Source organism: Kribbella sp. NPDC050281, from assembly GCF_040655855.1.
Taxonomy (GTDB): domain Bacteria; phylum Actinomycetota; class Actinomycetes; order Propionibacteriales; family Kribbellaceae; genus Kribbella.
This window is the reverse complement of the sequence record NZ_JBFAKS010000003.1, coordinates 283,694-310,276: the sequence shown is the minus strand read 5'-3', so window position 1 is coordinate 310,276 and position 26,583 is coordinate 283,694. Positions and strand designations below refer to the sequence as shown.

Genomic DNA, 26,583 nt, shown 5'->3' with positions numbered 1-26,583 from the left:
GGACACCCCGAGGAAGGACCGGTCGCGCATGCCCGCGAACCTCCTGCTGCTCTCCACCGCCGACACCGATCTGCTCGCCGCCGCCGAGGCGGACGCCGGCTGGAAGGTCGCGAACCCCGCCCGGCTCGACCTCGCCGACCTGACCCCGTTGCTGGACGCGGCCGAGATCGTCGTGGTCCGGTTGCTCGGCGGTCGCCGGGCCTGGGAGGAGGGCCTCGGCGCGGTGCTCGCCTCAGGCAAGCCGGTGGTCGTCGTCAGTGGCGAGGCCGCGCCCGACGCCGAACTGATGTCGTTGTCGACCGTGCCTGCGGGCGCGGTGACCGAGGCGCTGGCCTATCTGCGCGAAGGCGGCTCCGAGAATCTGCGCAACCTGGCCGGCTTCCTGAGCGACACGCTGCTGCTGACGGGCGACGCGTTCGACCCGCCCCGCGCACTCCCGGCGTACGGCGTCCGCGGGACGTTCGTCGAGGATGAGCGGCCGGTGGTCGGGATCGTCTACTACCGAGCGCACGAGATCTCCGGGAACACGGCCTTCGTCGATGCGCTGGCAAGTGCGGTCGAGGCCGCCGGCGCGCAGCCGCTGCCCGTGTACTGCGGGACGCTCCGCGGACTCGATCCGACCAGCGATGAGAACGCCGGACTGTTCGACCTGCTGCACAAGTGCGACGTCCTCGTCACGACCCTCCTCGCCGCCGGCGGGTCCGTCGCGGCCAACGCGAGCGCGGGCGGCTCGGACGATGCCTGGGACGCCGGAGCGCTCGCGTCCCTCGACATCCCGCTGATCCAAGGCCTCGCGCTGACCTCGACCCGCGAGCAGTGGCTGGCCAGCGACGCCGCGATCAGTCCGATGGACGCCGCGACCCAGGTCGCGATCCCCGAGTTCGACGGACGACTGATCACGATCCCGTTCTCCTTCAAGGCGTACGACGCCGACGGTCTGGCCCGGTACGCGCCGGACCGGGAGCGGTGTATCCGGCTGGCCGGGATCGCGGTGGCGCATGCCCGGCTCCGGCACGTCCGGAACCGCGACAAGCGACTCGCGCTGGTGCTGTCGTCGTACCCGACCAAGCACGCCCGGATCGGGAACGCGGTCGGCCTGGACACTCCGGCGTCGGCGGTCGTCCTGCTCGGGCAGCTCGAGGACGCCGGGTACGACCTCGGCGGCCTCGACCTCAGTGAACTGCAGGGCGCGGACGGCGCAGACGGGCTCATTCACCGGCTGATCGCGGCGGGCGGTCACGACGTCGACTGGCTCACCGACGAGCAGCTGGCCAACGCCGTCGCGACGATCCCGCGGTCGGTCTACCAGCAGTGGTTCGGTCGCGTGCCGGAGTCGTTGCGCGAGGCAATGACCGAGGCGTGGGGCGAGCCGCCCGGTGCGCTGTACGTCGACACGTCCGGGAACGAGCCCGCGATCGCGTTGGCGGCGCTGCGCTTCGGGAACGTGGTCCTGATGATCCAGCCGCCGCGCGGCTTCGGGGAGAACCCGGTCGCGATCTACCACGACCCGGACATGGCGCCGTCGCACCACTACCTGGCGGCGTACCGCTGGCTGGAGGCCGCGCCGTCGGATGGCGGCTTCGGTGCGCACGCGGTCGTCCATCTGGGCAAGCACGGCACGCTCGAATGGCTGCCGGGCAAGGGGATCGGGATGGCGGCCGGCTGCGCGCCGGACGCCGTCCTCGGGAATCTGCCGATGGTCTACCCGTTCATCGTCAACGACCCCGGTGAGGGGACGCAGGCGAAGCGGCGCGCGCACGCGACCGTAGTCGACCACCTGGTCCCGCCGATGGCGCGGGCCGAGACGTACGGCGACATGGCGAAGCTGGAGTATCTGCTCGACGAGTACGCGAGCGTGTCGGCTCTCGACCCGGACAAGGTGCCGACGTTGCGTGCGCAGATCTGGACCCTGATCCAGGCAGCTCAACTGCATCACGACCTGCACACGTCCGAACGGCCCGAGGACGACGACTTCGACGAGTTCGTCCTGCACCTGGACGGCTATCTGTGCGAGATCAAGGACGTTCAGATCCGCGACGGTCTGCACATCCTCGGTGGTGCGCCGGCCGGTGAGGCACGCGTCAACCTGGTGCTCGCCGTACTGCGTGCGCGGCAGCTCTGGGGTGGTTCGTACTCGATTCCCGGTCTGCGCACGGCGCTGGGGGAGACCTTCGGAGTCGACGAGGCGGCCATGCTCGCCGATCCCGGCCGGGCCGTGCCGGAGCTTGCCGAGCTGGCGACGCTCGCGGATCTGCCGGCGGTGAGTGGCGCCGACGGTGTCGACCTGCTGGAAGCCGTCGCCCGCAAGCTCGTGGTCGGGATGGAGACGCTGAGCTGGGAGGCCGCGAAGGTCCCGGTCGTCGTGATCGAGGTGCTCGGGCGGCCGTCGGAACAGGTCGAGGCGTCGCTCACCTTTGCCGCCGAGGAGGTCGTGCCGCGGCTCGCGCGCACCGGTGACGAACTGACGAACGTACTGCGCGCTCTGGACGGCCGCTTCGTCGAGGCAGGTCCGTCCGGCTCGCCGACCCGCGGTCTGGTCAACGTGCTGCCGACCGGGCGCAACTTCTACGCCGTCGACCCGAAGGCGATCCCGAGCCGCAACGCCTGGGACGTCGGGGTCGCGCTGGCCGATTCGCTGCTGGCCCGGCACAAGGCGGAAACGGGGGAGTGGCCGCGATCGGTCGGCCTGACGGTCTGGGGTACGTCGGCGATGCGGACCCAGGGCGACGATCTCGCCGAGGTGATGTGGCTGCTCGGCTGCCGCCCGGTCTGGGACGACGCGTCACGGCGGGTCACCGGCTTCGAGGTGGTTGGCCTGGAGGAGCTCGGCCGACCGCGTGTCGACGTGACGATCCGGATCTCCGGTTTCTTCCGGGACGCGTTCCCGCACGTGGTCACGCTCTTGGACGAGGCGGTGCGCACAGTCGCCGCCCTGGAGGAAGGGGCTTCGGACAACTACCTCCGGGCGCACGTCGACGCTGACGTTGCTGCGGGCAACGACGTACGGTCGTCGACCGCTCGGGTGTTCGGCTCCAAGCCGGGCTCGTACGGCGCCGGCCTGCTGCCGCTCGTGGACGCGCGGAACTGGCGGACCGACGCCGAACTGGCCGAGGTGTACGCGGTCTGGGGTGGGTACGCGTACGGCAAGGGCCTCGACGGTGCCGAGGCTCGCGGCTCGATGGAACGCGCCTACGCCCGGATCCAGGTGGCGGCGAAGAACGCGGACACTCGCGAGCACGACATCATGGACTCCGACGACTACTTCCAGTACCACGGCGGCATGATCGCGATGGTCCGTCACCTCACCGGGTCCAACCCCAAGGCGTACGTCGGGGACTCCGCCGTACCGGCGCAGGTGAAGACGCGGACCCTGGAGGAGGAGACCAAGCGCGTCTTCCGGGCCCGGGTGGTGAACCCGCGGTGGATGACGGCGATGCGGCGGCACGGGTACAAGGGCGCCTTCGAGATGGCCGCGACGGTGGACTACCTCTTCGGGTACGACGCGACCGCCGGCGTGGTGGACGACTGGATGTACGAGACCCTCACCACCGAGTACGTCGCCAATCCCGAAATGGCCGAGTTCTTCCGCAAGTCCAACCCCTGGGCCCGCCACGGCATCGCCGAACGCCTACTCGAGGCAGCCCAGCGAGGACTGTGGGCAGAACCGTCACCGGAGGCGCTGGAGACGCTCCGCAGCGCAGTACTTGAGACGGAAGGCGATATCGAGGACCGCGGCTGACGTCCTGTGATTGGGTAGAGGTATGGCGCCTCCACAGCTGAGAGTCCTGATCACCAACGACGACGGTTACCAGGCTCCGGGGATCCGGGCGCTCGCACCCGCGATCGCCGCGCTCGGGCATGAGGTGCTCGTGCTGGCTCCGCTGGACGACGAGAGCGGCGTCGGCTCGGCGCGCGCCGGGATGGTCGGGCGGCCGATCCGGACTGCGACGTTCGAGGAGAACGGCGTCACCTACATCGGCGTCGACGGTACGCCGGCTCTTGCGGTGACGCTGGCGTCCGTCGGGGCGTTCGGGCGGGCCCCGGACGTGGTGTTGTCGGGGATCAACCGCGGCCACAACATCGGCGTACCGATCTTCCACTCCGGCACGGTCGCGGCGGCGCTGACCGCGGCGGGACAGGGGTTGTCGGCGGTCGCGATCAGCATCGACTCCGAGGCCCCGGACCACTGGCCGACAGCGGCCGCGGTGGCAGCCGAGGCGCTCACCTGGATCGTGCCGGAGCCGGCCGGTACCGTCCTGACCATCAACGTTCCGGACCGCCCGCTCGACCAGCTCAGCGGTGTCCGGCACGCCTCGCTGGCGCCGATCAAGCGTTCGCGCGTCGTCGGAACCACCGCTCCGAGTGGCGAACCGATGATCGAGCTCGAACCACCCTCGCCCAACCCGGTATCCGACTCCGACGAGGCGCTCCTGAAGGCCGGATACGTCACCGTCACCCCGATCGTCGGCATCCGCGAGGTCAAGGACGACGCGGCCGCCACGGCCCTCGCGAAGCGCCTCTCCTAGAGGTAGCCCAGTAGGTCCGCGCTAGAGCTGACGGGCTGTCCCTCGGGGCCTGTCGGCATGTCCTCCAGCCCGACCCGCACGTCGTACCCCTGCGCCGAGGCCCAGCGCAGTACCGGCCAGGCCCACTCGCCCTCGCCATGCACCAGCACGTCCCGCGTCGGCACCGCGTCGAGCACCGCCCGAGTCGCCTCCACACCATCCGCCCCTGGCGACACTCCCGGAATCGCGCGCTCCGCGCCGTCCTCATGAAAGTTCACACTCGCGAAGTCCGGCTCGGATGTCGTCCCACCGCAGGCGCTCAGCACCTCCCCGCGGATGCACATGCAACGCCTGCGCTCCCGCCCGCACCGCAGCCGCACCCTCGGCCGCCAGCTCCTCCGGAGTCACCGGTACGCCGCAGTGATCCGCTCGCGACCGATCACCGTTCAGGCACCCCTTGATCAGCACGGCCCCAAGCTACCTAAGGGGGTACGCCGCGGATCTGAGGTGGACTGCCCGATGTGGCGACTCCGGGCCTGGCCGCAGGGTGAATGAAGACGGCGATCCGCGCCGTGAGGAGGAACCGTGAAGCACATCCGTACCCTCGTCGCCGTACCTGCGCTGACCCTCGGCATCACCGTGGCGATCGCATCCCAGGCCTCGGCGCGCGAGATCTATCCCGAAGGCGACTACCGGCAGCCTGTCGTGGTCGTCCACGATCCGGGCCCGACGATCGAGGTCGACGACAACCTCGATGAAGCTCGGCAGGCCGGCGCAAGCGCCATCGGTGGGGCCGGTATCGCCCTGGCAGCCCTCTGGGCCTACCGACGTCGCCATCCGGTCGACCTTCAGTGACCAAGCAGCCGCCGCTCAGCCAGAGCGGCGGCTGCCACCCGGCTCGTAGTCCCGGTCTTCCGCAGAATGTTCGAGACATGAACACTGACCGTCTTGTCACTGATGAACAGATCCTTGGCGATCTCGGAGTTCGACCGCCCGACGACGAGGAAGGCCAGCACTTCCCGTTCGCGGTCGGTGAGTGCGGCCAGTCGTGGGTCGTCGACGGTCGGAACGACCTCGACCGGGCTCAGGTCAACCTTTGCCCGCCGCGCCAGCGACTCGACCTCTCGACGCAAGGGCTCGGCGCCCAACTCGACCGCGCACTCATGAGCCTGCCGCAGGAGGCCGCGTGCCTGCGCCGAAGTCGGTCCACTGGTGAGCTCAGCCTCGGCGCACCGCCACTGCGCGACCGCTTGATCCCAGCGACTTCCGGCGCCACCGCACGCGTCTGCCGCGCGGCGCCAGAGCTCCGGTTGGTCCGGGGTGTTCCGGCAGCGGCCGATCTCGGCCGCAAGGAGTGCCTCATTCATCGCTTGGACATCCACGCCACCCATGGCGTCGGCGAAGGGCGCCCGCGGCCATCCGTCGATGACGCTGTCGAGCACGTCCGCGGCCGCAGCGACGGCGGCGACATCACCGCGGTCCCGGGCAGCGCAGGCTGCGTCGGCCGCCGCCCGGGCAAAGCCAGGAAGTACCTCGTCATCCCACGCATCAGGCGGCTGATCCATCGCGGTCAGACGTGGGCGTGCCCAGGCCACGGAGAGCGCGTCCTTGCCTTCCGCGGTCATCAGCTCGATGCCGACGCGGGTGATGGACGGGCGGAGCGGATTGAAGTCGTCGGAGATCAGCTCCAACGCCCGATCGAAATGCTGCCGGGCCTCTTCGGTCCGGCCCGACCGCACGGCGAGCAGGCTCGCGGCCAACCTGACGCCTGCTCCAGGGATATCGGCCGCGCGGGCCGCCAACGCGGACCGCAACAAGCCTCGGCAGTCGTCCCAGCGGCCGAGGTCGATCAGCTCGCTGGCGGCTTCGAAGGCGAGGAAATACGCCCAGACGCCGGCGCCGGCGGAAACAGCGTCGAAGTACGCAGCGCGAGTGACGTCAGCTGCATCGGATCGCCGGCCGAGCGCGTGCAGAGCATTGAAACGGAAGATGGCGGCATTGGTGGCGGTGTCCACATCTCCGCAGGACCTGGCCAGCTCTTCCGCAACCTCCGCACCGGCGAGCGACTCGAGCGGCGCGCGGCTGTCGGACACAGCCGCCAATGCACCCAAGCCGCGCCCGATGGCTTGCGCCGAGCCTGACCTGTGCGCGATCCGGACCGCTTCCTCTGCGTGCAGTACGTCGTCCGGCAGGCCGTGCAATGTCTCGCTCTCGGACAGCTCGGCGAACGCGACGGCGCGCTCCGCGCTCGCGGGGAAGTCTGTCGTCAATTCGATCGCTTCCAGAACGTCGGCCAGGTCTGGCATGCCGGGCGCGGTCGAGCTCCAGCGGGCGTTGGACCGCGCGACCAGGAGATCGCAGGCCAGCAACGGCTCGCGCGTTGTGTCCACCAGGCTCAATGCATCGGTCAGGAGCGGGACGGCCGCGTCGGCCAGGCTTGCCCGGAGACAGATCGTGCTTGTCCGTCGCAACAGGCGGATCCTGTCGTCACGCCCGCCTCGGATCGCCGGTGATGCCGACTCCCAGAGAGCGCACGCGCGGCGGAGTTGGATCGCCTCTTCGGACGGGGCCCGTAGCTGTGCTGCCTGGTCGGCCGCCACGAGCGACCAGCGGAAGGTCGCATCGATGTTGCCGGCCCGTTCGTTGTGGACCGCCAGGTCGGCGGCCGTCAACTCGGCGGGCCGCGACTCGAGTACGCCGACGTAGTCGGAATGCAGCTCGATCGCTTGGTCGGGGGACAGGCCGTCGTACAGGACCTCGGCCAGCAGCGGATGGCGGAACCACCAGCTGCCGCCGTCGTTGCGCACGACACCGCGGTCCTGCGCCTCGGACAGGCTGGGGGTGATCTGATCCGCCCGGATCCCATGGCTGGAGGCGACCTCGGTCAGTACTGCGGATGGCGTCGGGCGACCGCCGACGGCGAGAATTCTGGTGACCAGCCGGGCTCGTTCGGACAGACCGTGCCAGGTGGCGAGCAATGCTTCCCCGAGTGCGGCCGGGACTGTCGGAGGCAGACTTCGCTCGGAGCCGGACAGACCGCGGACCATCAGTTCGACGAGATAGGGGTTGCCGTCCGACCTGGCCAGGACCTCGGTGGCGAGCTCGATGTCGGGCGTGTGGCCGAGCAGTCCTTCGATCTGGTTGCTGACGGCGTCCAGGTCGAGCGGTTGCAAGGAAATCTCGCCGAAGTACGGCATCCGGCGCATGTCGGCCAGCCAGGAGTGGAGTGGATGCCCCTCGCCGCGTTCCTCGGTCCTGCAGGTGGCGATCAGGACCAGCCGCTGGACCCGGAATCCCGCGATCAGGTAGGACAGCACGTCCAGAGAGGCCACGTCGGCCCACTGCAGGTCGTCGATGACGACCACCGTCGGGCGCTGGTCCGCGATCCGGTTCAGCACGAGATCGACCAGCATCGGCAGCCGCGTCGAGTCGCTGCCGTCGGCAGCGTCGCCGCTGCCGTTCGTTCCGATCGAGGGAAGCAAGGCGGTCAGCCCATCGGTCGCGGCGAGGATCCGCTCCCGCTCGTCCGCGTCGGCCTGGCTGAGCCAGTCCTGCAGTGCGCCGCTGATCGGGGCGAACGGAACCGACGCGCCACCGAAGTGCACGCACGATCCCCACAGGACGGTCAGCCGCGGATCCCGGCACATCTCCCGCGCCAAGCGGCTCTTTCCGATGCCGGCTTCACCGTGGATCACGATCGCGCGCGGGATCCCGCCGACGGCGTCGCGCACCACGTCGCCGAGCAGTTCCTGTTCGACGGCCCGTCCCGCAAACCGATGATCGGCCCGAAGACCCCCCATGTCACCTCAGTGAACACCCATCCGCGCCCAACCGACAGGCCCACCACCGCCGGGTGCGGGTGTGAACCTGGTCGCTGAGGGATGGGTGGCGTGTGTCATGATCGGGCGGACGGTTGTGGAGGAACACCGGTGACCGGCTTCGGCCGGGAGTCCGGGGCGGTCCCGCCACTGTGACCGGGATGAATCCCGGAAGCCAGGACATCCACCTCCGTCCGTCGGGCTGCGGTCTCCGTGGTACGGCGTACCAGCTGCCGGCGGGCGTGGATACCCGCTCGACGAAGGGATCCACCGCTCATGCGGCCTGCCTCACCGTCCAGTGGTTTCCCGTTCACCGCCGTAGTCGGGATGGACGATCTTCAGCTCGCCCTGATTCTCGCGGCGATCTCGCCGGCGATCGGTGGGGTGCTGATCCGGGGCGAGAAGGGTACGGCGAAGTCGACCGCGGTCCGCGCACTGACCGAGATCCTCCCGACGGTGGACGTCGTACCGGGCTGCCGCTTCTCCTGCGACCCCGACCACCCGGACCCGGCCTGTCCCGACGGACCGCATTCGTCGGTCAGCGAATCCCGGCCGGCCCGGCTGGTCGAGCTTCCGGTGGGTGCGACTGAGGACCGTGTGCTCGGGTCGTTGCATCTCGAGAAGGCGCTGGCCGAGGGCATCACGGTGTACGAACCTGGACTGCTGGCGGCGGCGCACCGCGGGATCCTGTACGTCGACGAGGTCAATCTGCTGCACGACCATCTGGTCGACGTACTGCTCGACGCTGCGGCGATGGGACGCGCGACGGTCGAGCGTGACGGGGTATCGGTCACGCACCCGGCGCGGTTCGTCCTGGTCGGCACGATGAACCCGGAGGAGGGTGAACTGCGGCCGCAGTTGCTCGACCGGTTCGGGCTGACTGTTGATGTCGTCGCCAGCCGGGATCCTGCCGTCCGGGTTGAGGTGATGCGGGCTCGGCTCGGATACGAGGCTGATCCGGATGCCTTCATTGCTCGGTACGACGGTCCGCAGCGCGAGCTCGCCGAGCGCATCGTCAAGGCTCGTGCCCTGCTGACCGAGGTGATTCTCACCGACTCCGCCTTGCGTCAGATCGCGGAGATCTGCGCGTCGTTCGACGTCGACGGGATGCGGGCCGACCTGGTCACCGCGCGGACGGCGGTTGCCCACGCTGCCTGGTCCGGGCGGACTGTGGTCGAGGTGGATGATGTGCGCGCGGCCGCCAAGCTCGCGTTGCCGCACCGGCGTCGTCGAAATCCGTTCGACGCTCCAGGTCTCGACGAGGACCAGCTGGAAGAGGCGATCAACAACAGCACTCCGCCTCCGGATCCGGACGATGACCCGGACGGCCCCGATGGTTCGGATGATCCTGGCGGTCCGGGCGGAGGTGTGGATCCCGCTGATCCTGGTGATTCTGGTGCAGGTGATGACAGCGCGCCCGGCCTCTCAGGTCCCGCACCCGCAGGTGAGGTCGCGGGCAGCTCGGAGCCCTACAAGGCGCGGTTGCTCAGTGTGCAGGCCGCCGGGACAGGCGTCGCCGGTCGGCGGTCCCGGGCGATCACCGAGGTCGGGCGCGTGGTGGGTGACCGTTCACGCGCAGGACGGGAGGCAGGCCGCCCGCATCTCCTGGCAACTATCCGATCCGCGGCGCCGCATCAGCATGCGCGGGGGCGGACCGGGCCGGGGCTCGCGGTGCGGGCGGCGGATGTGCGGCTCGCCGTACGAGAAGGGCGTGAGGGCAACCTCGTGCTCTTCTGCGTGGACGCGTCCGGCTCGATGGGGACGAAGAAGCGGATGGGCGAGGTGAAGACCGCGATCGTCTCGCTCCTCCTGGACGCGTACCAGCGCCGTGACACCGTCGGCCTCGTCACGTTCGCCGGTGCCGCGGCGACGGTCGCCCTGCCGCCCACCGGCAGCGTCGAGACCGCCGTACGCCGGCTTGAATCGCTGCCGACGGGTGGACGTACGCCGCTCGCCGAGGGACTGCTGCAAGCCGCCGAGGTACTGCGGATCGCCGCGATCCGAGACCCACGTCGACGCCCACTGCTCGTGCTCGTCACCGACGGCCGAGCCACCCACGGAGACAACGCGTTCGCCCGCGCCCGTCAGGCGGCCGGATGGCTCGCCCAGCACGGGATCGCCACGGTGGTCGTCGATTGCGAGCCGCGCCGCGGCGTCCGGCTCGGGCTGGCCGGGGAGCTCGCGGCCGACCTCGGCGCCGAGTACATCGACCTCGGTGAAGTTGCCGCTGGCAACCTCATCCGCACGGTGACGGACCGGAGGGCGGCCTGATGCCGAAGGGGCAGCCCAGTGTGGTGCCGAAGGACGGCCTGACCACCCGCCAGCGCCGGAACCGGCCGCTGCTGATGGTGCACACCGGTGAGATGAAGGGAAAGTCGACGGCCGCCTTCGGGATGGCTCTGCGCGGCTGGAACCAGGGCTGGGACATCGGCGTGTTCCAGTTCGTCAAGAGCGCGAAGTGGAAGGTCGGCGAGGAGAGCGCGTTCAAGGCGCTCGGTGAGTTGCACACGGCAACCGGTCAGGGCGGGCCGGTCGAGTGGCACAAGATGGGCGAGGGCTGGAGCTGGTCGCGGAAGGCCGGCACCGAGGAGGACCACGCCGCCGACGCACTGGAGGGTTGGCGTGAGATCCAGCGCCGGATCGCCGCGCAGACACACGACCTGTACGTCCTGGACGAGTTCACGTACCCGATGAAGTGGGGCTGGGTCGACGTCGACGAGGTGGTCGAGACGCTGACGAACCGGCCCGGGCATCAGTACGTCGTGATCACCGGACGCAACGCGGACCAGCGTCTGCTGGACGCAGCCGACCTGGTCACCGAGATGACCAAGGTCAAGCACCCGATGGACACAGGCCAGAAGGGCCAGAAGGGCATCGAGTGGTAACGCCCGGCGGGGTCAGGGAACGCGCCGAAGCGGGGGAGACCCGGTGATCCCGCGGGTTGTGGTGGCGGCGCCGGCTTCGGGGGCTGGGAAGACCACGGTTGCCGTCGGGTTGATGGCGGCGCTGCGGCGGGCCGGGCACACGGTCGCCGGGTTCAAGGTGGGGCCGGACTACATCGATCCTGGGTTCCACGCGGTCGCCACTGGTCGTCCTGGGCGGAACCTCGATCCGATGCTGTCTGGCGAGGAGCGCGTCGGCCCGCTGTTCGCACACGGTGCCGCTGGTGCAGACCTCGCCGTTGTCGAAGGCGTGATGGGGCTGTACGACGGCGCACTCGGGACCGAAGGGTTCTCGTCCACCGCCCACGTCGCGAAGTTGCTCAAGGCACCTGTCGTGCTGGTGGTCGATGCGTCGGCTGCGGGTCGCAGCGTCGGCGCCGTCGTCCAGGGATTCGTTGCTTTCGACACCGAGATCCGGATCGTCGGCGTCATCCTGAACAAGGTCGGTTCGGACCGGCATGAGGCCGAGGTCCGGGCCGGAGTGGCGCCGACCGGTGTACCTGTGCTCGGTGTGCTTCGGCGTGACACCCGCCTCACCGTGCCCAGCCGTCACCTCGGTCTGGTTCCGGCCGACGAGCAGCGCGAGCAAGCCTCGGCGGCGGTTGAGGCTGCCGCCGAACTGGTCCGCCAAGGCGTCGACCTGGAAGCGTTCGTCGCCGCTGCCCATGCCGCCACAGATCTCGACGTCCAGGCGTGGGACCCGGCCGCGGAGGTGACTCAGGCGGGTGAAGGTCGGCCGGTGGTGGCGGTTGCCGGTGGCCCCGTGTTCTCGTTCCGCTACACCGAGACCGCCGAGCTGCTGGTTGCCGCGGGCGCCGATGTTGTTGCCTTCGACCCACTGTCGGATCCATTGCCTGAAGCAACCTCGGCGCTGTATCTGGGGGGTGGCTTCCCGGAGCTGCACGCTGAAGCGCTGTCGGCCAATGACGTACTCCGTCGGCAGGTGGCGACCGAGATCGCGGCCGGGTTGCCGGTCATCGCCGAGTGCGCCGGGCTGCTCTATCTGTGTCGCGAGCTGGACGGCCATCCGATGACAGGTGTGCTACCTGCTACCGCCCGGATGACCGACCGCCTGACCCTCGGCTACCGGACGGCGATCGCCGCCACGACGACTGCGTTCTTCGACGAGGGTCGTCGGGTCCGCGGTCACGAGTTCCACCGGACGGCGATCGAGCTGGACGCCCAGGTGGATCCCGCGTGGCACCTGCCCGCTGGTGCCGAGGGCATTGCATTGCCTCGGGTGCACGCGTCGTACCTGCATCTGCATTGGCCGGCGAGCCCGGACGTCCCGGCCCGCCTCGTCGCGGAAGCACGCGTGCATGCGGGGCTCGAGAAGTGAACCTCGTCGTCGGCATCGGCCTCCGCTCCGGTACGCCGTACCGCGAACTCCGTGACCTCGTGCACGACGCACTACAGGAGGCCGGTGGAGGCACGGTCCGACTCGTCGTCACGGTCGCCGGCCGCGAAACCGAGCCAGGTGTCCAACGCCTGGCCGCCTCCCTGAACGCCGAGCTACAAACCGCGCCCGCCGAAGAGCTGGCCCGGCAGCCCGTCCCCACCCCCAGCGAGAAGGTCGACCAACTGACCGGCACGCCAGGCGTGGCAGAAGCTGCAGTGCTCCTCACCGGCGCCGAACTGCTCGTCGCGAAGCGCCGCTCCGCGGCGGCCACTGCGGCTGTAGGCCGGCTGCCGCACGCCGGCACTGCCCCGGCGACCGGCGATACGCCGACTGCCGACCCCGCTCCCGGATATGCACGCGCGGAGCGCGCGGCGGTGCACCGCGTGATTGCCGAGCGGCGGGATGTGCGGAGGGGGTTTCTGCAGCGAGAGATTCCCGATGATGTGTTGGGGCGGGTGTTGGAGGCTGCGCATCGGGCTCCGAGTGTGGGGTTGAGCCAGCCGTGGGACTTTCTGTTGATTCGGGACGTGGCGACGCGGCGGAAGGTGCATGACCTGGCGTCGACTCAGCGGGACGCGTTCGCGGCGAGTCTGCCGTCCGACCGCCGGCAGTCATTCGACGGCCTGAAGATCGAAGCCATCCTGGACACCCCGCTGAACATCGCGGTCACCTGCGACCCGGGCCGCGGCGGGCGGCATGTGCTGGGTCGGCACGCGGACCCACGGACCACCTGGTTCTCCGTGGCGATCGCGATCCAGAACCTCTGGCTCGCCGCGCGAGCCGAAGGGCTGGGCGTCGGCTGGGTTTCCTTTTTCGAGCCCGCCGAGGTCGCCGCGGTACTCGACCTCCCCGCCCACATCGAGCTCGTCGGCTACCTCTGTGTCGGGTACGTCGAGGGGTTCGCCGCCGCACCCGAGTTGGTACGCACCGGCTGGGCCGCACGCCGCCCACTCGCCTGGGCAGTCCACCAAGAGGAATGGGGCCGGCGCGGCCTTCCCGGCGTCGCATCCACGTCGATCGTCGACGACGCGGTGCAGGCACAGCAGAACGCCGTACAGACAAACGGCCGACAGCTCGTCCGACTTATCGTGGGCGGCGAGCCGGCGCAGTACTTGGAGCAGCCCGAGGCGCTCGTCGTACAGCTGAATCCACAGAAACCCGCAGTCGACTTCGGTGTGCTGTGGCGGCCTGCTCGTACGCCGGTCGAGGCCGTGGAGCTCGGTGTCGAGCTCGCACGGGACCTGGCGTTGCAGGGCGTAGGCGAGTTCGACATCCAGATCGTCGAGCAATCCGAACTGGCCGATGCGCTGGCGCGGGGACTGCGCGTCGGTGCTTCGGCCTGCGGGGTGACGACTGCTGGATGAGCCGGGAAGGCTGTCACACTTTCGACATGACCGTTCCTCCTGAGGGCCCAGCCGCCATGTACGTGCCCGCGTTCTCGATGAAGCAGCGGGTCACGATGATGGCGAACAAGTACGAGCTGATCACGACCAACCCGGACGGCTCGGACGGGCCGCTGCTGGCGTTCGCGCAGCAGAAGCGGATGGCGTTCAAGGAGCAGGTCACGTTCTACACCGACGACACCAAGACCCGGCCGGTGTTCTCGTTCAAGGCGCGCAAGGCGATCGACCTGAGCTCGGGGTACGACGTGACGGACGCCGAGGGCCGGCCGATCGGCTGGTTCAAGAAGGAGTTCGGCAAGAGCCTGCTGCGGTCCAGCTGGCAGCTGAGCGCCGGCCAGGTGCTCTCGAGCGGGACGGAGCGTAACCCCACGATCGCGATCGTCCGCCGGATCTGGGACTTCGTGCCGTTCATCGGCGAGATCCCGCTGCCCTTCATCTTCCACTTCGACTTCACCGACGTGAACAGCGGTCAGCCGGTACTGTCGGTGGAGCGCAGGCTCTCGGTCCGGGACCGCTACCGGATCACGGTCCAGGACCAGCGCCTCGACTTCCGCGTGGCCGCCGCGATGACGGTGGCGCTGGACGCGCTGCAGAGCCGTTGAGCCGTCGGACGAGGCCCCGCGTACGACCCAGGTCGTAGATGCGGCTCACTCTTTTGGGTGAACCCACCCTGAGACCTCTTGGTTCCGCCGCGACGCGGTGCGAGTCTTGACTACATGGGCGTAACGCAGCGCAGTCGACGGTGGTTGGTTCCGGTCACGGCAATCGCGGTAGTGGCAGGTGTGGGGGCACTGGGGCCAGTGGTCGCGGACGCCTCCCCGAAGCTGCCCGGCATCACGGCGCAGGATCTGCTCGCCAAGGTGCAGACGGCCAAGGTCGACGGCCTGAGCGGCACGGTCCGCTCCTCCGCGGATCTCGGCCTGCCCGCGATCCCAGGGGTCGAGGGCGGCAACCCTGTCTCCGAGCTGCTCAGCGGTCAGCACACCGCCCGCGTCGCCTTCGCGACCCCGGACAAGGCCCGGGTGTCCGTCCTGGACAACCAGGCCGAGCGGGTCTGGACGACCGACGGCAAGTCCGCCTGGGCGTACGACTCGTCCCGGCGTGAGGCCGTCAAGCTGACGCTGCCGGCGCGCTCCGCGAAGCCGGACAAGCCCAAGGCCGCGCCGCAGAACTACGACCCGCAGGCGGTCGCGAAGCAGTTCCTGGACGCGATCGACCCGACCACCAAGGTCGAGGTGAGCGGCACGGAGAAGGTCGCCGGCCGGGACGCCTACAAGCTGCGCCTGGTGCCGAAGACGGACCGTACGACGGTCGGCTCGGTGACGCTGGCGATCGACTCGAAGACGTGGGTCCCGCTCGACGTGACCGTGATGCCGCGGACCGGCAACGACCCGGCCGTGGAACTCGGCTTCTCCTCGGTGTCCTTCGACGTACCGGCGGCGAGCACGTTCACCTTCACCCCGCCGAAGGGTGTGAAGGTGACGGACAAGAAGGTGCCCGCGACGCGCGAGGCCCCGCACCCGGTGAAGCCGCCGACGGCGGTCGGGCCGAAGGGTGAGAAGGCGCCGGCCCAGAGCGGCGACAAGCCGACCGTGATCGGCACGGGCTGGGAGAGCGTGGTGATGGTCCGCGGCGTGAAGACCACCGGCAACGGCCCGGTCGACCAGCTGCTCGCCAACGCTCGTACGGTCGAGGGTTCCTGGGGTAAGGGCAAGATCCTGACCAGCAAGATGGTCAGCGCCCTGATCACCGACGACGGCCGCGTGTTCGCCGGTCTGGTCACCCCCGACACCCTGCAGGCCGCCGCAGCCAAGGCTCCCCGCTGACGTGACGACCCCGCAGGAGCCGCCGCCCCCCGCGGCATCGGCCGCCCCACCCATCGTCACGCGGGGACTGACGAAGCGTTTCCGGGGTGGCCAGGTGGCGGTGGACACCGCGGACCTGGAGGTCCCCGCGGGGAGCGTGTTCGGGTTCCTCGGGCCGAACGGGTCCGGGAAGACGACGACCATCCGGATGCTGCTGGGGCTGATCGCGCCGACCTCGGGGTCGGTCGAGCTGCTCGGCGAATCGATGCCGAAGGCCCAGCTGAGGGTCTTGCCGCGGGTCGGCGCGCTGGTCGAAGGGCCGGCGTTCTACCCGTTCTGGACCGGACAGGCGAACCTGCTGCGCTTCGACGCGGCCGACCGGACCGCTGACCCACGCACGCGTAAGGCGCGCGCGGCCGAAGCCCTCGAGCGGGTCGGTCTGTCCAATGCCGCAGGCAAGAAAGTCCGGGCCTACTCGCTCGGTATGCGCCAGCGGCTCGCGATCGCGGTCGCGTTGATGCAGCGTCGCGACCTGCTGGTGCTCGACGAGCCGACCAACGGCCTCGACCCGCAAGGCACCCGCGAGGTCCGGAACCTGATTCGCGAGCTGGCGAGCGACGGCACCACGGTCTTCACCTCGACCCACCTGCTGGCCGAGGTCGAGCAGGTCTGCACCCACGCGGCCGTGATGAGCCGTGGCAAACTCGTCCGCCAGTCGACCGTGGCCGACCTGCGCGCCGAGCTCCGTCCGCGTCTGGTCGTCCGTACGCCGGACCTCGCGCAGGCAGCCGAGACCCTCAAGAGCCTCGGCGCCACCGATCTGAAGACCACCGAGGAGACCGTCGAAGGCGACTCCGGCGACCTCCCGATCGACAAGTTCGCGGCGGCCCTGGTCGCCGCCGATGTTCGCATCCATGGCTTCGGGCTGGAACGCCCCAGCCTGGAGGAGGCCTTCGTCGCGCTCACGGGGGAGGGGTTCGATGTCGCTGAGTAGCACTGTCGAGGACGGCCGGAGGGTGACGGCGGGCCGGCACACGCTCGGTCTGTTCCGCTCGGAGCTGCGCCTGGTCTTCGGCAGGGCCCGTACGCAGGCCGGACTCGGCGTCCTCGCCGCGGTCCCGCTGCTGATCGGGATCGCGATCAAGCTCTCCGGCTCCGACGGCGACGCCCAGGGGTTCCTCGGTCAGGTCGCCGGCAACGGCCTGTTCCTGATCGTCGCGAGCCTCGGCCTCTCACTGCCGTTCTTCCTGCCGACCGCGGTGACCGTGATCTCGGGCGAGTCCCTCGCCGGTGAGGCCAGCCTCGGCACGTTGCGCACCATGCTCACCGCACCGGCCGGGCGCAGCCGGCTGCTCGCGGCGAAGATGGTCGCGCTCGCGGTGTTCTGCCTGGCCGCGACGATGACGATCTGGATCTCCGGGCTGATCGTCGGCTTCGTTCTCTTCCCGGTCGGCGACGTACTCCTGCTGTCCGGTACGACGGTCTCGCTGGCGGAGGGCCTGCTGCGTGCCCTCCTGATCGCTGTGGTGATCTCGCTGTCGCTGCTCGGGCTGGCCGGAATCGGCCTCTTCGTCTCGTCGCTGACGTCGACCCCGCTGGCCGCGATGGCGGCGACCTTCGGCGCGTTCATCGTGCTCGGCATCATGACCGCGATTCCGCAGCTGCACGCGATCCATCCGTGGCTGCTGATGTACCGGTGGCAGTCGTTCGCCGACCTGCTCCGAGATCCGCCGTACTGGCATGAGATCGTCCGCAACCTGCTCGTGCAGGCCGCCTACCTGGTCGTCTTCTATACGGCCGCCTGGGCGCGCCTCACCAGCCGGGACATCACCTGACCCACCCGGGGGACTGAGACACTGGGTCGGTGGATGCCGACCTGGTCGCCGTACTGCGCTGTCCCGTCTGCGCGGACGCACTCGCCCTGACCGACCGTACGGCGCGCTGCCCGCAAGGGCACACGTACGACCTGGCCAAGCAGGGCTACCTCAATCTGTTGCCCTCGGCATCCACCGGGATCGACGGCGACTCGGCCGCGATGGTCGGTGCCCGGACGGTCTTCCTCGGCGGCGGCCACTACACCCCGATCCGGGACGCGCTGATCCTCAGCGCCGCCGCGAGCCTGCGGCCGGACGGCCAGGAACTGGTCGTCGAGGTCGGCGCCGGCACCGGCTACTACCTCGCCGGTGTCGTGGGTGCCTCAGCCGCCCGTCGCGGCCTCGCCCTGGACGTCTCCAGGTACGCCGCCCGCCGCGCGGCCAAGGTGGATCGGCGGATCGGATCCGTGGTGTGCGACGCGTGGCAGCAGCTGCCGCTGCTGGACAACTCCGCGCACCTGATGCTGAACGTGTTCGCGCCGCGCAACGCCGCCGAGATGGCCCGGGTCCTCGCGCCCGGCGGTTCGCTCCTGGTGGTGACACCGAATCAGGAGCACCTCGCCGAACTGGTCGGCGTACTGGGGCTCGTGACGGTCGACGAGGAGAAGGAGCGCCGGCTGCGGGAATCACTCGCCGGTGCGTTCGTGAACACCGGCCGGGAAGTCGTCGAGGAGACGATGCGGCTCGACCGGGGTGCGGTGGAGCAGTTGGTGCTGATGACGCCGAGTGCGCGTCATCTGAACTATCGCGAGCTGGCGCAACGGATCGCCGTACTGCCCGAACCCTCGATCGTCACGCTGTCGGTCACGCTGTCGACCTGGCAGGTCGCCTGATCCGGTGCCGGCTAGCACGGCACCGCACCAGGCTCGCGGTCAGGCGAGCACGACGCGTGGAGGTCAGGCCGCGTTGCCGATGAGCTCGCGGGCCACCACGGTGCCGTGTTGCTCAGCGGTGACCCGGGCCTCGGATTCGGAGACCTTGGACGCGTCGACGAGCTCCTCCATGCCCGGGGTGACCGGGGCCAGGGTGAATTCGGCGGCGGCGGTACGGATGTTCATGCCGAAGATGTCCGCGAAGACCCGCTCCAGGTACGGCGTGGCGTGGTCCCAGCCGTGCTTCGGGGTGCCGGGGCTGTAGCCGCCGCCGCGGGCGAGGGTGAGGATGACCGGCCGGCCCGCCGTCCCACCGGTGCCGCGGACCAGCTCCGGGTCGATCAGCAACAGGTCGATCCAGGTCTTCACGTTGTTGGCGATGCCGTAGTTGTACAGCGGGACGGCGAGCAGGATGGCGTCCGCGGTCTTGACCTCGTTGGCGAGCTGCTCGGCGAGGGCCTTCGCCTCGGCGAGCGGGGTGCGGTGGGCGCCGTCGGCGGGCTCGGCGCCCACCTGCGCGGCGGCCAGCGTCGGCCAGATGGTCGACGGCAGCGGGTGCAACCCGAGATCGCGGCGGACCACGATGCCGTCCGGGTGCTCCGCCTTCCAGGCCGCCTCGGCGCTGTCCGCCAGAGCGCGGCTCACCGATCCTTCGACCCGGATGCTGGCGTCGACGCGTAACAGGGTGGTCATTCGTTCATCTCCATCAGATTGGGGGCGGCTCATACGAGCTGTCCTGAAGATAATCTGTTAAGCAGAACATATTCAAGCCAGATCGTATTCCGAGTGGCGTACACCACGTACGATGGGGGCGTGACCAGTACTTCGCCCGACGTCGGGAGCCGGGCAGCCAGAGGAGCGCCCCACCGGACTGCCAGCGGTGCGCCGGTCGAGACGGACCTCGGCTGGGCGCTGGGCGTCGTCTTCCGGCGGTACGCCAAGACGGCCGCCGCGGTGCTCGACGACGTACCGGGCGGCCCACGCGGCTACCAGGTGCTGGCGGCCGCGCATGGGGAGGGCCCGAAGCGGCAGCTCGACCTCGCGGCCCAGCTCGGCGTGGACCGGACCGTGATGACCTACCTGCTGGACGACCTGGAGAAGGCCGGCCTGGTCCAGCGACAGCCGGATCCGGCCGATCGCCGGGCGCGGCTGATCGTGGCGACCGAGCAGGGCCGGGAGACCTTGTGTGAGCTGGAGCAGCGACTTGCGACGGCCGAGGAGGAGGTCCTCGGCAGTCTGGAGGACTCCGAGCGCGCCAGCTTCCGGATGCTCCTGCAGCGTGTGGCGGTCAAGGCCGACACCGTCGACCCGCTGCACAACGCCTGTGTCCTCGCCGACGAGAACGTGAACCCGGCCGACACCTGACCGGTCAGGTCAGTGCAGCGGGACGAAGCCCGACTCGTAGGCCCGGATGACGGCCTGGGTGCGGTCCCGGGCGTTCAGCTTGGCGAGGACGTTCGCCACGTGGGTCTTGACCGTCTGCAGGCCGAGGATGAGTTCGGTGGCGATCTCCGCGTTCGACAGTCCGCGCGCCATCAGACGGAGTACCTCTTGCTCCCGTTCGGTCAGCTGGTATTCGTCCAAGCCGGTCGGTCGCGGCGACTGCCCTCCCGCGTGGGCCCGGGCCAGCGCGCGGATCGCCTCGGGGAACAGCAGTGACTCGCTCCCGGCGACTGTACGGATCGCCGCGATGATGTCGTCCGGCGGCGTCCGCTTGAGCAGGAACCCGGAGGCTCCCGCGCGCAGGGCGTCGTACACGTAGTCGTCGTTCTCGAACGTCGTCACCACCAGCACACGCGGCGCGGGGTCGAGGTTCTCCAGGAGCAACCGGGTCGCTTGGATCCCATCGACAGCGGGCATCCGGACATCCATCAGCACCACGTCGGCACCGGTACGGCGGACGACCGGCAGCACCTCCGCGCCGTCGCCGGCCTCGCCCACCACCGTGAGGTCGGGCTCGGCGTTGATGATGGCGCGCAGACCGCTGCGGATCAGCGGCTCGTCGTCGACCACGACCACCGACAGGTTCATGTCATCCCTTCGTCGTCACGGCGACCGGCAAGGTCACGGCCAGCCGCCAGAGAGGCCCGTCCAGACCTGCTGCCACGGTGCCCTGCAGTACGGCGACCCTTTCACGGATACCGGCCAGGCCACGGCCACCGCCCGCGTGGTCCGACGTACCACTGACCGGGTTGGTCAGCTCGAGGCGGAGACCGGAACCGTCCAGCCGGATCGAGAGGTCGATCGTGAGCTCGCCGGCACGGTGACCGGCGTGGCGGATCGCGTTGGTGAGGCCCTCCTGGACGATCCGGTACGCCTCCCGAGAGACAGCCGCGGGCAGCCGTTCCAGGTCGCCCTCCCGCCGTACGTCGACCGTGATGCCGCCGGCCCGGGTGGCGTCGACCAACCGGTCGAGGTCGCCGAGGGTCGACTGCGGCGTCGTCTGCGACCCCGGGCGCCGGTCGTCGCGCAGGAGTCCGAGCACGTGGTCGAGTTCGGCCAGCGCGGACCGGGCGGACGTCTCCATCGCGGCCAGCGCCGTCTCGGCGAACTCCGGATCGGTCGCCAGCACCCGGCGCGCCGCGGCAGCCTGGATCGTGACGAGGCTGAGCGCGTGCCCGACGCTGTCGTGCAGCTCCCGGGCCAGACGGTTGCGCTCGGCAAGTGTCGCCGTACGGCGCTCGAGCAGCTCGATGCGCTCCGCGGCGGTCGGCCCGAGCACGCGCGGGGCCAGGTGGGCGAGCAGGGCACCCACGGCGGCGGAGAGCAGGAACAGGCCGACGATCCCGCCCACGGCCGCGGCCGGCAGCCACAGATCGCCCCAGCCGCCAGTGATCTCGTATGTCCAGCCCGGCACGATGTCCCGGGTACCGGGGGAGCGGAACGGCACCGCGAGCCAGATCGCTCCGACGCCGAACACGATCGTGCTGAGAACGCCCACCGCGCCGCCCGCGACCAGGTGCAGGCAGAACCAGCTCGCCGTCCGACGGCGCTGCGGCCAGGTCCGCGCCGGACCGAGCGGCCGCTCCTCGAACCGGACGCCGAGCAGCGACTCGACCGCGATCCCCTCGACCTCGCGAACCGCGGGCAGCACGCCGAGGGCGATCGGCGGACCGGCCGCGATCACCGCGATGACGATGCCGATGGCAACTTTCGGCAGCTGGAGATCCTGGGCCACCGCGACCAGCGCGCTGTCCACCAGGATGAACGCGAGCACCAGGGCCGCGCCCAGCAGGAGGTAGACCCAGCGCAGGTACGTCGACGCCCGGCCGAGGCTGGTGACCGCACGCAGCAGGGCCGGCGCCCCACGCACGGGACGCGCCGATCCGCGCACCAGCCCGTTCGCCACCCCTCCATGGTGTCAAACGCCCGGTCCGGAGACCTCCCTCCGGGGAGCCGGAGACCTCCCTCCGGGGAGTGAGGACCGCGACGTGCCGCTCGACCCTGGGACATGGCTGGGTCATGGCTGGGTCATGGCTGGGTCATGGCTCCGGTTACGTGCCGTGCGTCACTCGAAACTGACGGTTTACACAAATTTGACACCGCACGGACGGTTTCGGAGCCTGCGGCCGTCGCGATCTGCTGTCCGGGCAGGTACGGTCTGTGGTCGGGGCGGGATGCCGGTCCTAGACAGGACGGGTAGGGGGAATGGCTCCAGGACGGGTGGCCGAAGGGCTCTGCGGGGACCTGGCACGGGGACGTAAAGTCCCGGTGAAGTCCCCAAAGGCCGATTGACCACCTTTCTGAATTTGATGTTTGATCAAATATCGGACGAGAGAGGTCGATATGAGGTTGAGGCGTTCCGTCATCGCGTTGGTGGCGGTCCTGGGGCTCGCCCTGGTCAGCGCGTGCAACAACGACGATGAGGGAAAGCAGGCCGACACTGGCCTGACGAAGGTCAGCTATCTGACCTCCTTCAACACCTTCGGCCGGGAGGCTTACGCCTACGTGGCCCTGGAGAAGGGCTACTTCAAGGACGCCGGCTTCGATGTCACGATCAACCCGGGCTCCGGCACGGTCGACGTGATGAAGCTGGTGGCCGGCGGTCAGGCCGACTACGGCATCGGTGACTTCACCGGCGCCGTCATCACCCTGGGCAAGCAGAAGCTGCCGGTGACCACGGTCGGGATGATCCACCAGCGCTCGCTGGCCGCGATCGTCTCGCTGGAGGGCTACGGCATCACCAAGCCGGAGGACCTGGTCGGCAAGTCCGTCGGCGACCAGCCGGGCTCGACCAACACGGTGATGTTCCCGGTCTACGCCAAGGCGGCCAAGATTCCCGCCGACAAGACCGACTTCATCCCGTCCCCGCCGCCGGCGTTGCCACAGCTGCTCGCGTCCGGGAAGGTGCCGGCGATCGGACAGTTCGTGGTCGGCGTACCGCTGGTCGAGAAGGCGGACCCGAAGCACCGCAAGGCCGTCGTCCTGCCCTACGGCGACGTACTGCCGGACCTGTACGGCAACGCGATCATCACCCGGACCGACCTGGCCAAGGACCACCCGGACCAGGTGAAGAAGTTCACCGCCGCGCTGCTCAAGGGCCTGCAGGACACCATCGACGACCCGGCCGCGGCCGCCGCGATCCTGAAGAAGTACGTGCCGCAGACCGACCTCGGCGTCGCCACCGAAGAGCTCAAGCTGATGAAGCCGTACGTCAAGCCGGACGGCTTCAACGACCCGCTCGGCTCGGTCGACCCGCAGCGGGTGCAGACCATCCTGAAGCTGCTGGACGAGGCCGGCGCGATCACGCCCGCGGGTTCGGTCAAGTCCGAGGACGTCGTCAGCATCGACCTCGCGCCGAAGAGCTGAATCCCGTCGATGATCCGGCTGGACGGTGTGGGGCAGGTCTTCGACGGGCGCGAGGGCCAGGTCACGGCCCTCGAGGAGATCGACCTGCACGTCCAGCAGAACGAGTTCGTCACGCTGATCGGCCGGTCCGGATGTGGCAAGTCCACCCTGCTCCGGCTGATCGCGGGACTGATCTCACCGACGTCCGGCACGGTCCGGGTGGCGGGCGACCCCGTCACCGGTCCGCGCCGCGACGTCTCGTTCATGTTCCAGCGGCCGGCGCTGCTGCCGTGGCGGTCGGTGCTGTCGAACGTCATGCTGCCGATCGAGATCGACGGCGGCGACGGCGATCGGGGCCGGGCGGCGTACCGCGACCGGGCCTACGAGTTGCTGGAGCTGACCGGGCTGACCGGATTCGAGCGGCGGCTGCCGCACGAGCTGTCCGGCGGCATGCAGCAGCGCGTCTCACTGTGCCGGTCGCTGATCCGCGACCCGCAGGTGATGCTGATGGACGAGCCGTTCTCCGCGCTCGACGCGCTCACCCGGACCGAGCTGTCCGACGAGCTGCAGCGGATCAAGATGGAGCTGGACACGACGATCGTCTTCGTCACCCACTCGATCGAGGAGGCCGTGCTGCTGGCCGACCGGGTGGTCGTGCTGACCCCGCGGCCGGGCCGGCTGCGCGAGGTCGTCGACATCGACATCCCGCGCCCGCGCACCCTGGGCCAGAACGCACACCTGACCGAGGTCGCGCGGATCAGCGGACTGCTGCACGGTCTGCTCGCGGAGAAGGTGGCGCCGGTTGACGAGCCGGCGCCGCGGCAGGTGGACGAGGTGCGGCCGCGATGACCAAACGGTCCTGGCTGAAGGACTCGCCGGTCGCGGCGGTGCTGCTGCCGATCATCGGCCTGGCCGGTGCGATCGCGCTGTGGTGGCTGGCCACGATCGTGTTCGGGATCGAGTCCTACCTGCTGCCGAGTCCGAAGGACGTCGTCATCAGCTTCAAGGACCAGCCGTCGTACCTACTGACCGAGACCGGGACGTCGATCCTGGAGACGGTCGAGGGCTTCCTGCTGGCGATCGTGGTCGGCGTACCGATCGCGCTGCTGATCGTCCGGTCGGTGCTGCTGGAGCGGCTCGTGTACCCGCTGCTGCTGATGGTGAACGCGATCCCGAAGGTCGCGATCGCTCCGCTGCTGGTGGTCTGGATGGGCTTCGGTCAGTGGCCGAAGGTGGTCATGGTGCTGCTGGTCTGTTTCTTCCCGATCGTCATCTCGACCGCACAGGGGATGAAATCGACGCCGATCGAGCTGGTCGAGTTGCTCCGGTCGCTGAATGCGAGCCGGGCGCAGGAGTTCTTCAAGCTGCGGCTGCGCTACGCGATGCCGCAGATGTTCACCGGCCTGAAGGTGGCGATCTCGCTGGCGGTGATCGGTTCGGTGATCGCCGAGTTCGTTGGCACGACCCACGGCCTTGGCTACGTGATCTACCAGTCGGGCGCGAGTGCGGACACGCCGCTGGCGTTCGCCGCGATCACCCTGCTCAGCATCCTGAGCATCGTCTTGTTCTACATCCTGGTGCTGCTGGAGCACCTGTTCCTGCCCTGGGCGCAGGAATCGCGGTGAGCGCCCGGTGACCGCACAAGCCTCCGACGCCGACCGCCGGGTCCTGGTCCGGCCTGCCTGGCTGGAAGCCACCGTCTCGGCCGTCTTCACCGCGCTCGGCTTCGACCCGGCCGACTCCACCAAGATCGCCGCGGCCCTCGTCGAGGCGGACTTACGCGGAGTAAGTTCGCACGGCATCATGCTCGTCCCGATGTACGTCGAGCGCCTCAACGCCGGCGGTGTCACCCGGGAACGCGAGCTCGACATGCTGTACGACGCGGGTGCGGCGATGGTCGTGGACGCGCGCGGCGGGATGGGGCAGCTGTCGAGCCCACAGGCGATGGGCCATGCGATCGAGCGCGCCGGCCGCTACGGCCTCGGCCTGGTGTCGGTCCGCAACGCGCACCACTTCGGTGCGGCCAGCCGCTGGGCCATGCAGGCCGCGCAGGCGGGATGCATCGGCGTGGCGATGTCCAACACCACGCCGCTGATGCCCGCGCCCGGTGGCGCCGAGCGGATCGTCGGCAACAACCCGCTGGCGATCGCCGTGCCCACCTCGGCCGGGGTGGAGATCGTGCTCGACATGGCCCTGTCGGCCGTTGCCCTGGGCAAGATCCGGCTGGCCGCGTCGGCCGGACGGCCGATCCCGGAAACCTGGGCCACCGACCCGTCGGGCACACCGACCAGCGATGCGGAAGAGGCCGTCCTGGGCATGCTGCTGCCCGCCGCCGGGCACAAGGGTTTCGGTCTGGCGCTGATGATCGACGTCCTGACCGGCGTACTGAGCGGTGGCGGCTGGGGTGACCAGGTCCGCCCGCTGTACCGGGAGCCGGACCGGCCGAACGACTGCGCGCATCTGTTCCTGGCCATCGACCCGGAGTTGATGGGCGGGGTGGAGAGTTTCCGGCGGCGCTCGTCCGGGCTGGCCGCGCGGGTGCGCGGCAGTGCGACCGCACCGGGGGTGAACCGGCTGTACCTGCCGGGGGAGATCGAGGCGGAACGGGCAGCACACCAGCGGCGGCACGGCGTACTGATCGAGAGGTCGGGGCTGGACGCGCTGCTGGCGGCCGCACGGGCGGTCGGTGCTGTCGTTCCGGCGGGAGGGGTACTGAGCTGATGCCGAAGAAGCAGATCTCGACGGACACGCTGCACAGCCCGAACGGCGTGTTCTCACAGGCCACCACGATCGAGGCGACGGGGCGACTGGTGTTCGTCTCGGGGATGACCGCCCGCCGTCCGGACGGCAGCATCGCCGGCGCCGGCGACATCCGGGAGCAGACGCGGCAGGTGCTGGAGAACGTGCAGGCGGCGGTCCGGGCCGCCGGCGGCACACTCGCCGACGTCTGCCGGGTGGACGTGTACGTGCGCAACATGGAGGACTTCGCCAAGATCCACGAGATCCGGGCGCAGTACTTCGCCGAACCGCTGCCGGCCTCGACCATGGTCGAGGTCAGCAAGCTCGCGCACCCTGACTACCTGATCGAGATCAACGCGATCGCGGTGATCTCATGAACGAGCGAAGCGAGTTCATCATCAAGCACAGCCCCGTTTCGTGCCTCATCCGCGCCCGGAG

General features: G+C 69.7%; 24 protein-coding genes and 1 riboswitch. Of the genes, 18 read left to right on the top strand and 6 right to left on the bottom strand.

What is annotated here, in order from left to right:
• Positions 1-28: 28 nt before the first annotated feature.
• Both cobN and surE read left to right on the top strand, forming a co-directional pair.
• The gene (gene cobN / locus AB0I34_RS05750) at positions 29-3,739 is read left to right on the top strand and encodes a cobaltochelatase subunit CobN (protein WP_360439983.1); all 3,711 of its coding nucleotides are present in this window, start codon (positions 29-31) and stop codon (positions 3,737-3,739) included.
• Between the two features lie 22 nt (positions 3,740-3,761).
• A complete protein-coding gene (surE, locus tag AB0I34_RS05745) occupies positions 3,762-4,526 on the top strand; it encodes a 5'/3'-nucleotidase SurE (RefSeq protein ID WP_360439980.1) in 765 nt (254 codons plus the stop codon).
• On the opposite strand, the gene AB0I34_RS05740 is transcribed toward surE, so the two are convergent.
• Entirely contained in the window at positions 4,523-4,849 is a 327-nt protein-coding gene (locus tag AB0I34_RS05740) for a 3-keto-5-aminohexanoate cleavage protein (RefSeq protein WP_360439977.1), read from the bottom strand. The two genes, surE and AB0I34_RS05740, sit on opposite strands and share 4 nt — an antisense overlap.
• Positions 4,770-4,973 (bottom strand): 3-keto-5-aminohexanoate cleavage protein, encoded by a 204-nt coding sequence (locus tag AB0I34_RS05735; protein WP_360439974.1) that lies wholly within the window; start codon positions 4,971-4,973, stop codon positions 4,770-4,772. The genes AB0I34_RS05740 and AB0I34_RS05735 overlap by 80 nt, the downstream gene beginning before the upstream one ends.
• A gap of 117 nt (positions 4,974-5,090) precedes the next feature.
• Here AB0I34_RS05735 and AB0I34_RS05730 point away from each other — a divergent pair, with 117 nt between their 5' ends.
• Entirely contained in the window at positions 5,091-5,360 is a 270-nt protein-coding gene (locus AB0I34_RS05730) for a hypothetical protein (RefSeq protein WP_360439971.1), read from the top strand.
• Here AB0I34_RS05730 and AB0I34_RS05725 read toward each other — a convergent pair.
• Positions 5,354-8,305 carry an AAA family ATPase gene (locus AB0I34_RS05725; RefSeq protein ID WP_360439968.1) on the bottom strand — a complete coding sequence of 984 codons (2,952 nt, stop codon included), beginning with the start codon at positions 8,303-8,305 and terminating at the stop codon, positions 5,354-5,356. The two genes, AB0I34_RS05730 and AB0I34_RS05725, sit on opposite strands and share 7 nt — an antisense overlap.
• An 89-nt stretch (positions 8,306-8,394) precedes the next feature.
• A riboswitch (cobalamin riboswitch) is annotated at positions 8,395-8,527 on the top strand.
• A 72-nt stretch (positions 8,528-8,599) separates the two neighbouring features.
• Between AB0I34_RS05725 and AB0I34_RS05720 the strand changes: the two genes are divergently transcribed.
• From AB0I34_RS05720 to AB0I34_RS05680, 9 genes are all read left to right on the top strand, one after another.
• Positions 8,600-10,594 (top strand): putative cobaltochelatase, encoded by a 1,995-nt coding sequence (locus tag AB0I34_RS05720; protein ID WP_360439965.1) that lies wholly within the window; start codon positions 8,600-8,602, stop codon positions 10,592-10,594.
• Positions 10,594-11,208: a cob(I)yrinic acid a,c-diamide adenosyltransferase gene (gene cobO, locus AB0I34_RS05715; protein ID WP_360439962.1), complete on the top strand. Its 615-nt coding sequence runs from the start codon at positions 10,594-10,596 to the stop codon at positions 11,206-11,208. The genes AB0I34_RS05720 and cobO overlap by 1 nt, the downstream gene beginning before the upstream one ends.
• A 43-nt stretch (positions 11,209-11,251) precedes the next feature.
• Positions 11,252-12,604 (top strand): cobyrinate a,c-diamide synthase, encoded by a 1,353-nt coding sequence (locus tag AB0I34_RS05710; RefSeq protein ID WP_360439958.1) that lies wholly within the window; start codon positions 11,252-11,254, stop codon positions 12,602-12,604.
• Positions 12,601-14,028 (top strand): 5,6-dimethylbenzimidazole synthase, encoded by a 1,428-nt coding sequence (bluB, locus tag AB0I34_RS05705; protein ID WP_360439955.1) that lies wholly within the window; start codon positions 12,601-12,603, stop codon positions 14,026-14,028. Before AB0I34_RS05710 ends, bluB begins: the two co-directional genes overlap by 4 nt.
• A gap of 26 nt (positions 14,029-14,054) precedes the next feature.
• Positions 14,055-14,669 (top strand): hypothetical protein, encoded by a 615-nt coding sequence (locus tag AB0I34_RS05700; protein WP_360439952.1) that lies wholly within the window; start codon positions 14,055-14,057, stop codon positions 14,667-14,669.
• A 180-nt stretch (positions 14,670-14,849) separates the two neighbouring features.
• The gene (locus tag AB0I34_RS05695; protein ID WP_360439949.1) at positions 14,850-15,893 is read left to right on the top strand and encodes a hypothetical protein; all 1,044 of its coding nucleotides are present in this window, start codon (positions 14,850-14,852) and stop codon (positions 15,891-15,893) included.
• Between the two features lie 94 nt (positions 15,894-15,987).
• Entirely contained in the window at positions 15,988-16,866 is an 879-nt protein-coding gene (locus tag AB0I34_RS05690; protein WP_360439946.1) for an ABC transporter ATP-binding protein, read from the top strand.
• Positions 16,853-17,707, top strand: a complete 855-nt coding sequence (locus AB0I34_RS05685; RefSeq protein ID WP_360439943.1) for an ABC transporter permease subunit — start codon at positions 16,853-16,855, stop codon at positions 17,705-17,707. Before AB0I34_RS05690 ends, AB0I34_RS05685 begins: the two co-directional genes overlap by 14 nt.
• A gap of 29 nt (positions 17,708-17,736) precedes the next feature.
• Positions 17,737-18,579: a putative RNA methyltransferase gene (locus AB0I34_RS05680; protein WP_360439940.1), complete on the top strand. Its 843-nt coding sequence runs from the start codon at positions 17,737-17,739 to the stop codon at positions 18,577-18,579.
• A 63-nt stretch (positions 18,580-18,642) separates the two neighbouring features.
• On the opposite strand, the gene AB0I34_RS05675 is transcribed toward AB0I34_RS05680, so the two are convergent.
• Positions 18,643-19,311 carry an NAD(P)H-dependent oxidoreductase gene (locus tag AB0I34_RS05675; RefSeq protein WP_360439937.1) on the bottom strand — a complete coding sequence of 223 codons (669 nt, stop codon included), beginning with the start codon at positions 19,309-19,311 and terminating at the stop codon, positions 18,643-18,645.
• A gap of 120 nt (positions 19,312-19,431) precedes the next feature.
• Here AB0I34_RS05675 and AB0I34_RS05670 point away from each other — a divergent pair, with 120 nt between their 5' ends.
• Positions 19,432-19,983, top strand: coding sequence for a MarR family transcriptional regulator (locus tag AB0I34_RS05670; protein WP_360439934.1), 552 nt, complete (start codon positions 19,432-19,434; stop codon positions 19,981-19,983).
• Between the two features lie 9 nt (positions 19,984-19,992).
• Here AB0I34_RS05670 and AB0I34_RS05665 read toward each other — a convergent pair whose 3' ends face one another.
• Positions 19,993-20,649, bottom strand: a complete 657-nt coding sequence (locus AB0I34_RS05665; protein ID WP_360439931.1) for a response regulator transcription factor — start codon at positions 20,647-20,649, stop codon at positions 19,993-19,995.
• A gap of 1 nt (position 20,650) precedes the next feature.
• Entirely contained in the window at positions 20,651-21,967 is a 1,317-nt protein-coding gene (locus tag AB0I34_RS05660; protein ID WP_360439928.1) for a histidine kinase, read from the bottom strand.
• Between the two features lie 437 nt (positions 21,968-22,404).
• Here AB0I34_RS05660 and AB0I34_RS05655 point away from each other — a divergent pair, with 437 nt between their 5' ends.
• From AB0I34_RS05655 to AB0I34_RS05635, 5 genes are read left to right on the top strand one after another with little or no spacing between them, the layout of a single operon-like run.
• The gene (locus AB0I34_RS05655; protein WP_360439925.1) at positions 22,405-23,427 is read left to right on the top strand and encodes an ABC transporter substrate-binding protein; all 1,023 of its coding nucleotides are present in this window, start codon (positions 22,405-22,407) and stop codon (positions 23,425-23,427) included.
• A 9-nt stretch (positions 23,428-23,436) separates the two neighbouring features.
• Positions 23,437-24,255, top strand: a complete 819-nt coding sequence (locus tag AB0I34_RS05650; protein WP_360439922.1) for an ABC transporter ATP-binding protein — start codon at positions 23,437-23,439, stop codon at positions 24,253-24,255.
• Positions 24,252-25,031, top strand: coding sequence for an ABC transporter permease (locus tag AB0I34_RS05645; protein WP_360439919.1), 780 nt, complete (start codon positions 24,252-24,254; stop codon positions 25,029-25,031). The genes AB0I34_RS05650 and AB0I34_RS05645 overlap by 4 nt, the downstream gene beginning before the upstream one ends.
• Positions 25,032-25,038: 7 nt before the next feature.
• A complete protein-coding gene (locus tag AB0I34_RS05640; RefSeq protein WP_360439917.1) occupies positions 25,039-26,127 on the top strand; it encodes an Ldh family oxidoreductase in 1,089 nt (362 codons plus the stop codon).
• On the top strand, positions 26,127-26,522 hold the full coding sequence (locus AB0I34_RS05635; protein ID WP_360439913.1) for a RidA family protein: 396 nt from the start codon (positions 26,127-26,129) through the stop codon (positions 26,520-26,522). The genes AB0I34_RS05640 and AB0I34_RS05635 overlap by 1 nt, the downstream gene beginning before the upstream one ends.
• The last annotated feature ends 61 nt before the right edge of the window (positions 26,523-26,583 follow it).

Excerpts from the sequence above, each read along its gene's own strand:
- AB0I34_RS05720 (WP_360439965.1), top strand. The coding sequence starts at position 8,600 with ATGCGGCCTGCCTCACCGTCCAGTGGTTTCCCGTTCACCGCCGTAGTC.
- AB0I34_RS05740 (WP_360439977.1), bottom strand. The coding sequence starts at position 4,849 with ATGTGCATCCGCGGGGAGGTGCTGAGCGCCTGCGGTGGGACGACATCC.
- surE (WP_360439980.1), top strand. The coding sequence starts at position 3,762 with ATGGCGCCTCCACAGCTGAGAGTCCTGATCACCAACGACGACGGTTAC.
- AB0I34_RS05655 (WP_360439925.1), top strand. The coding sequence starts at position 22,405 with ATGAGGTTGAGGCGTTCCGTCATCGCGTTGGTGGCGGTCCTGGGGCTC.
- AB0I34_RS05675 (WP_360439937.1), bottom strand. The coding sequence starts at position 19,311 with ATGACCACCCTGTTACGCGTCGACGCCAGCATCCGGGTCGAAGGATCG.
- AB0I34_RS05665 (WP_360439931.1), bottom strand. The coding sequence starts at position 20,649 with ATGAACCTGTCGGTGGTCGTGGTCGACGACGAGCCGCTGATCCGCAGC.
- cobN (WP_360439983.1), top strand. The coding sequence starts at position 29 with ATGCCCGCGAACCTCCTGCTGCTCTCCACCGCCGACACCGATCTGCTC.
- AB0I34_RS05650 (WP_360439922.1), top strand. The coding sequence starts at position 23,437 with ATGATCCGGCTGGACGGTGTGGGGCAGGTCTTCGACGGGCGCGAGGGC.
- AB0I34_RS05685 (WP_360439943.1), top strand. The coding sequence starts at position 16,853 with ATGTCGCTGAGTAGCACTGTCGAGGACGGCCGGAGGGTGACGGCGGGC.
- AB0I34_RS05725 (WP_360439968.1), bottom strand. The coding sequence starts at position 8,305 with ATGGGGGGTCTTCGGGCCGATCATCGGTTTGCGGGACGGGCCGTCGAA.
- AB0I34_RS05635 (WP_360439913.1), top strand. The coding sequence starts at position 26,127 with ATGCCGAAGAAGCAGATCTCGACGGACACGCTGCACAGCCCGAACGGC.
- cobO (WP_360439962.1), top strand. The coding sequence starts at position 10,594 with ATGCCGAAGGGGCAGCCCAGTGTGGTGCCGAAGGACGGCCTGACCACC.
- AB0I34_RS05700 (WP_360439952.1), top strand. The coding sequence starts at position 14,055 with ATGACCGTTCCTCCTGAGGGCCCAGCCGCCATGTACGTGCCCGCGTTC.
- AB0I34_RS05645 (WP_360439919.1), top strand. The coding sequence starts at position 24,252 with ATGACCAAACGGTCCTGGCTGAAGGACTCGCCGGTCGCGGCGGTGCTG.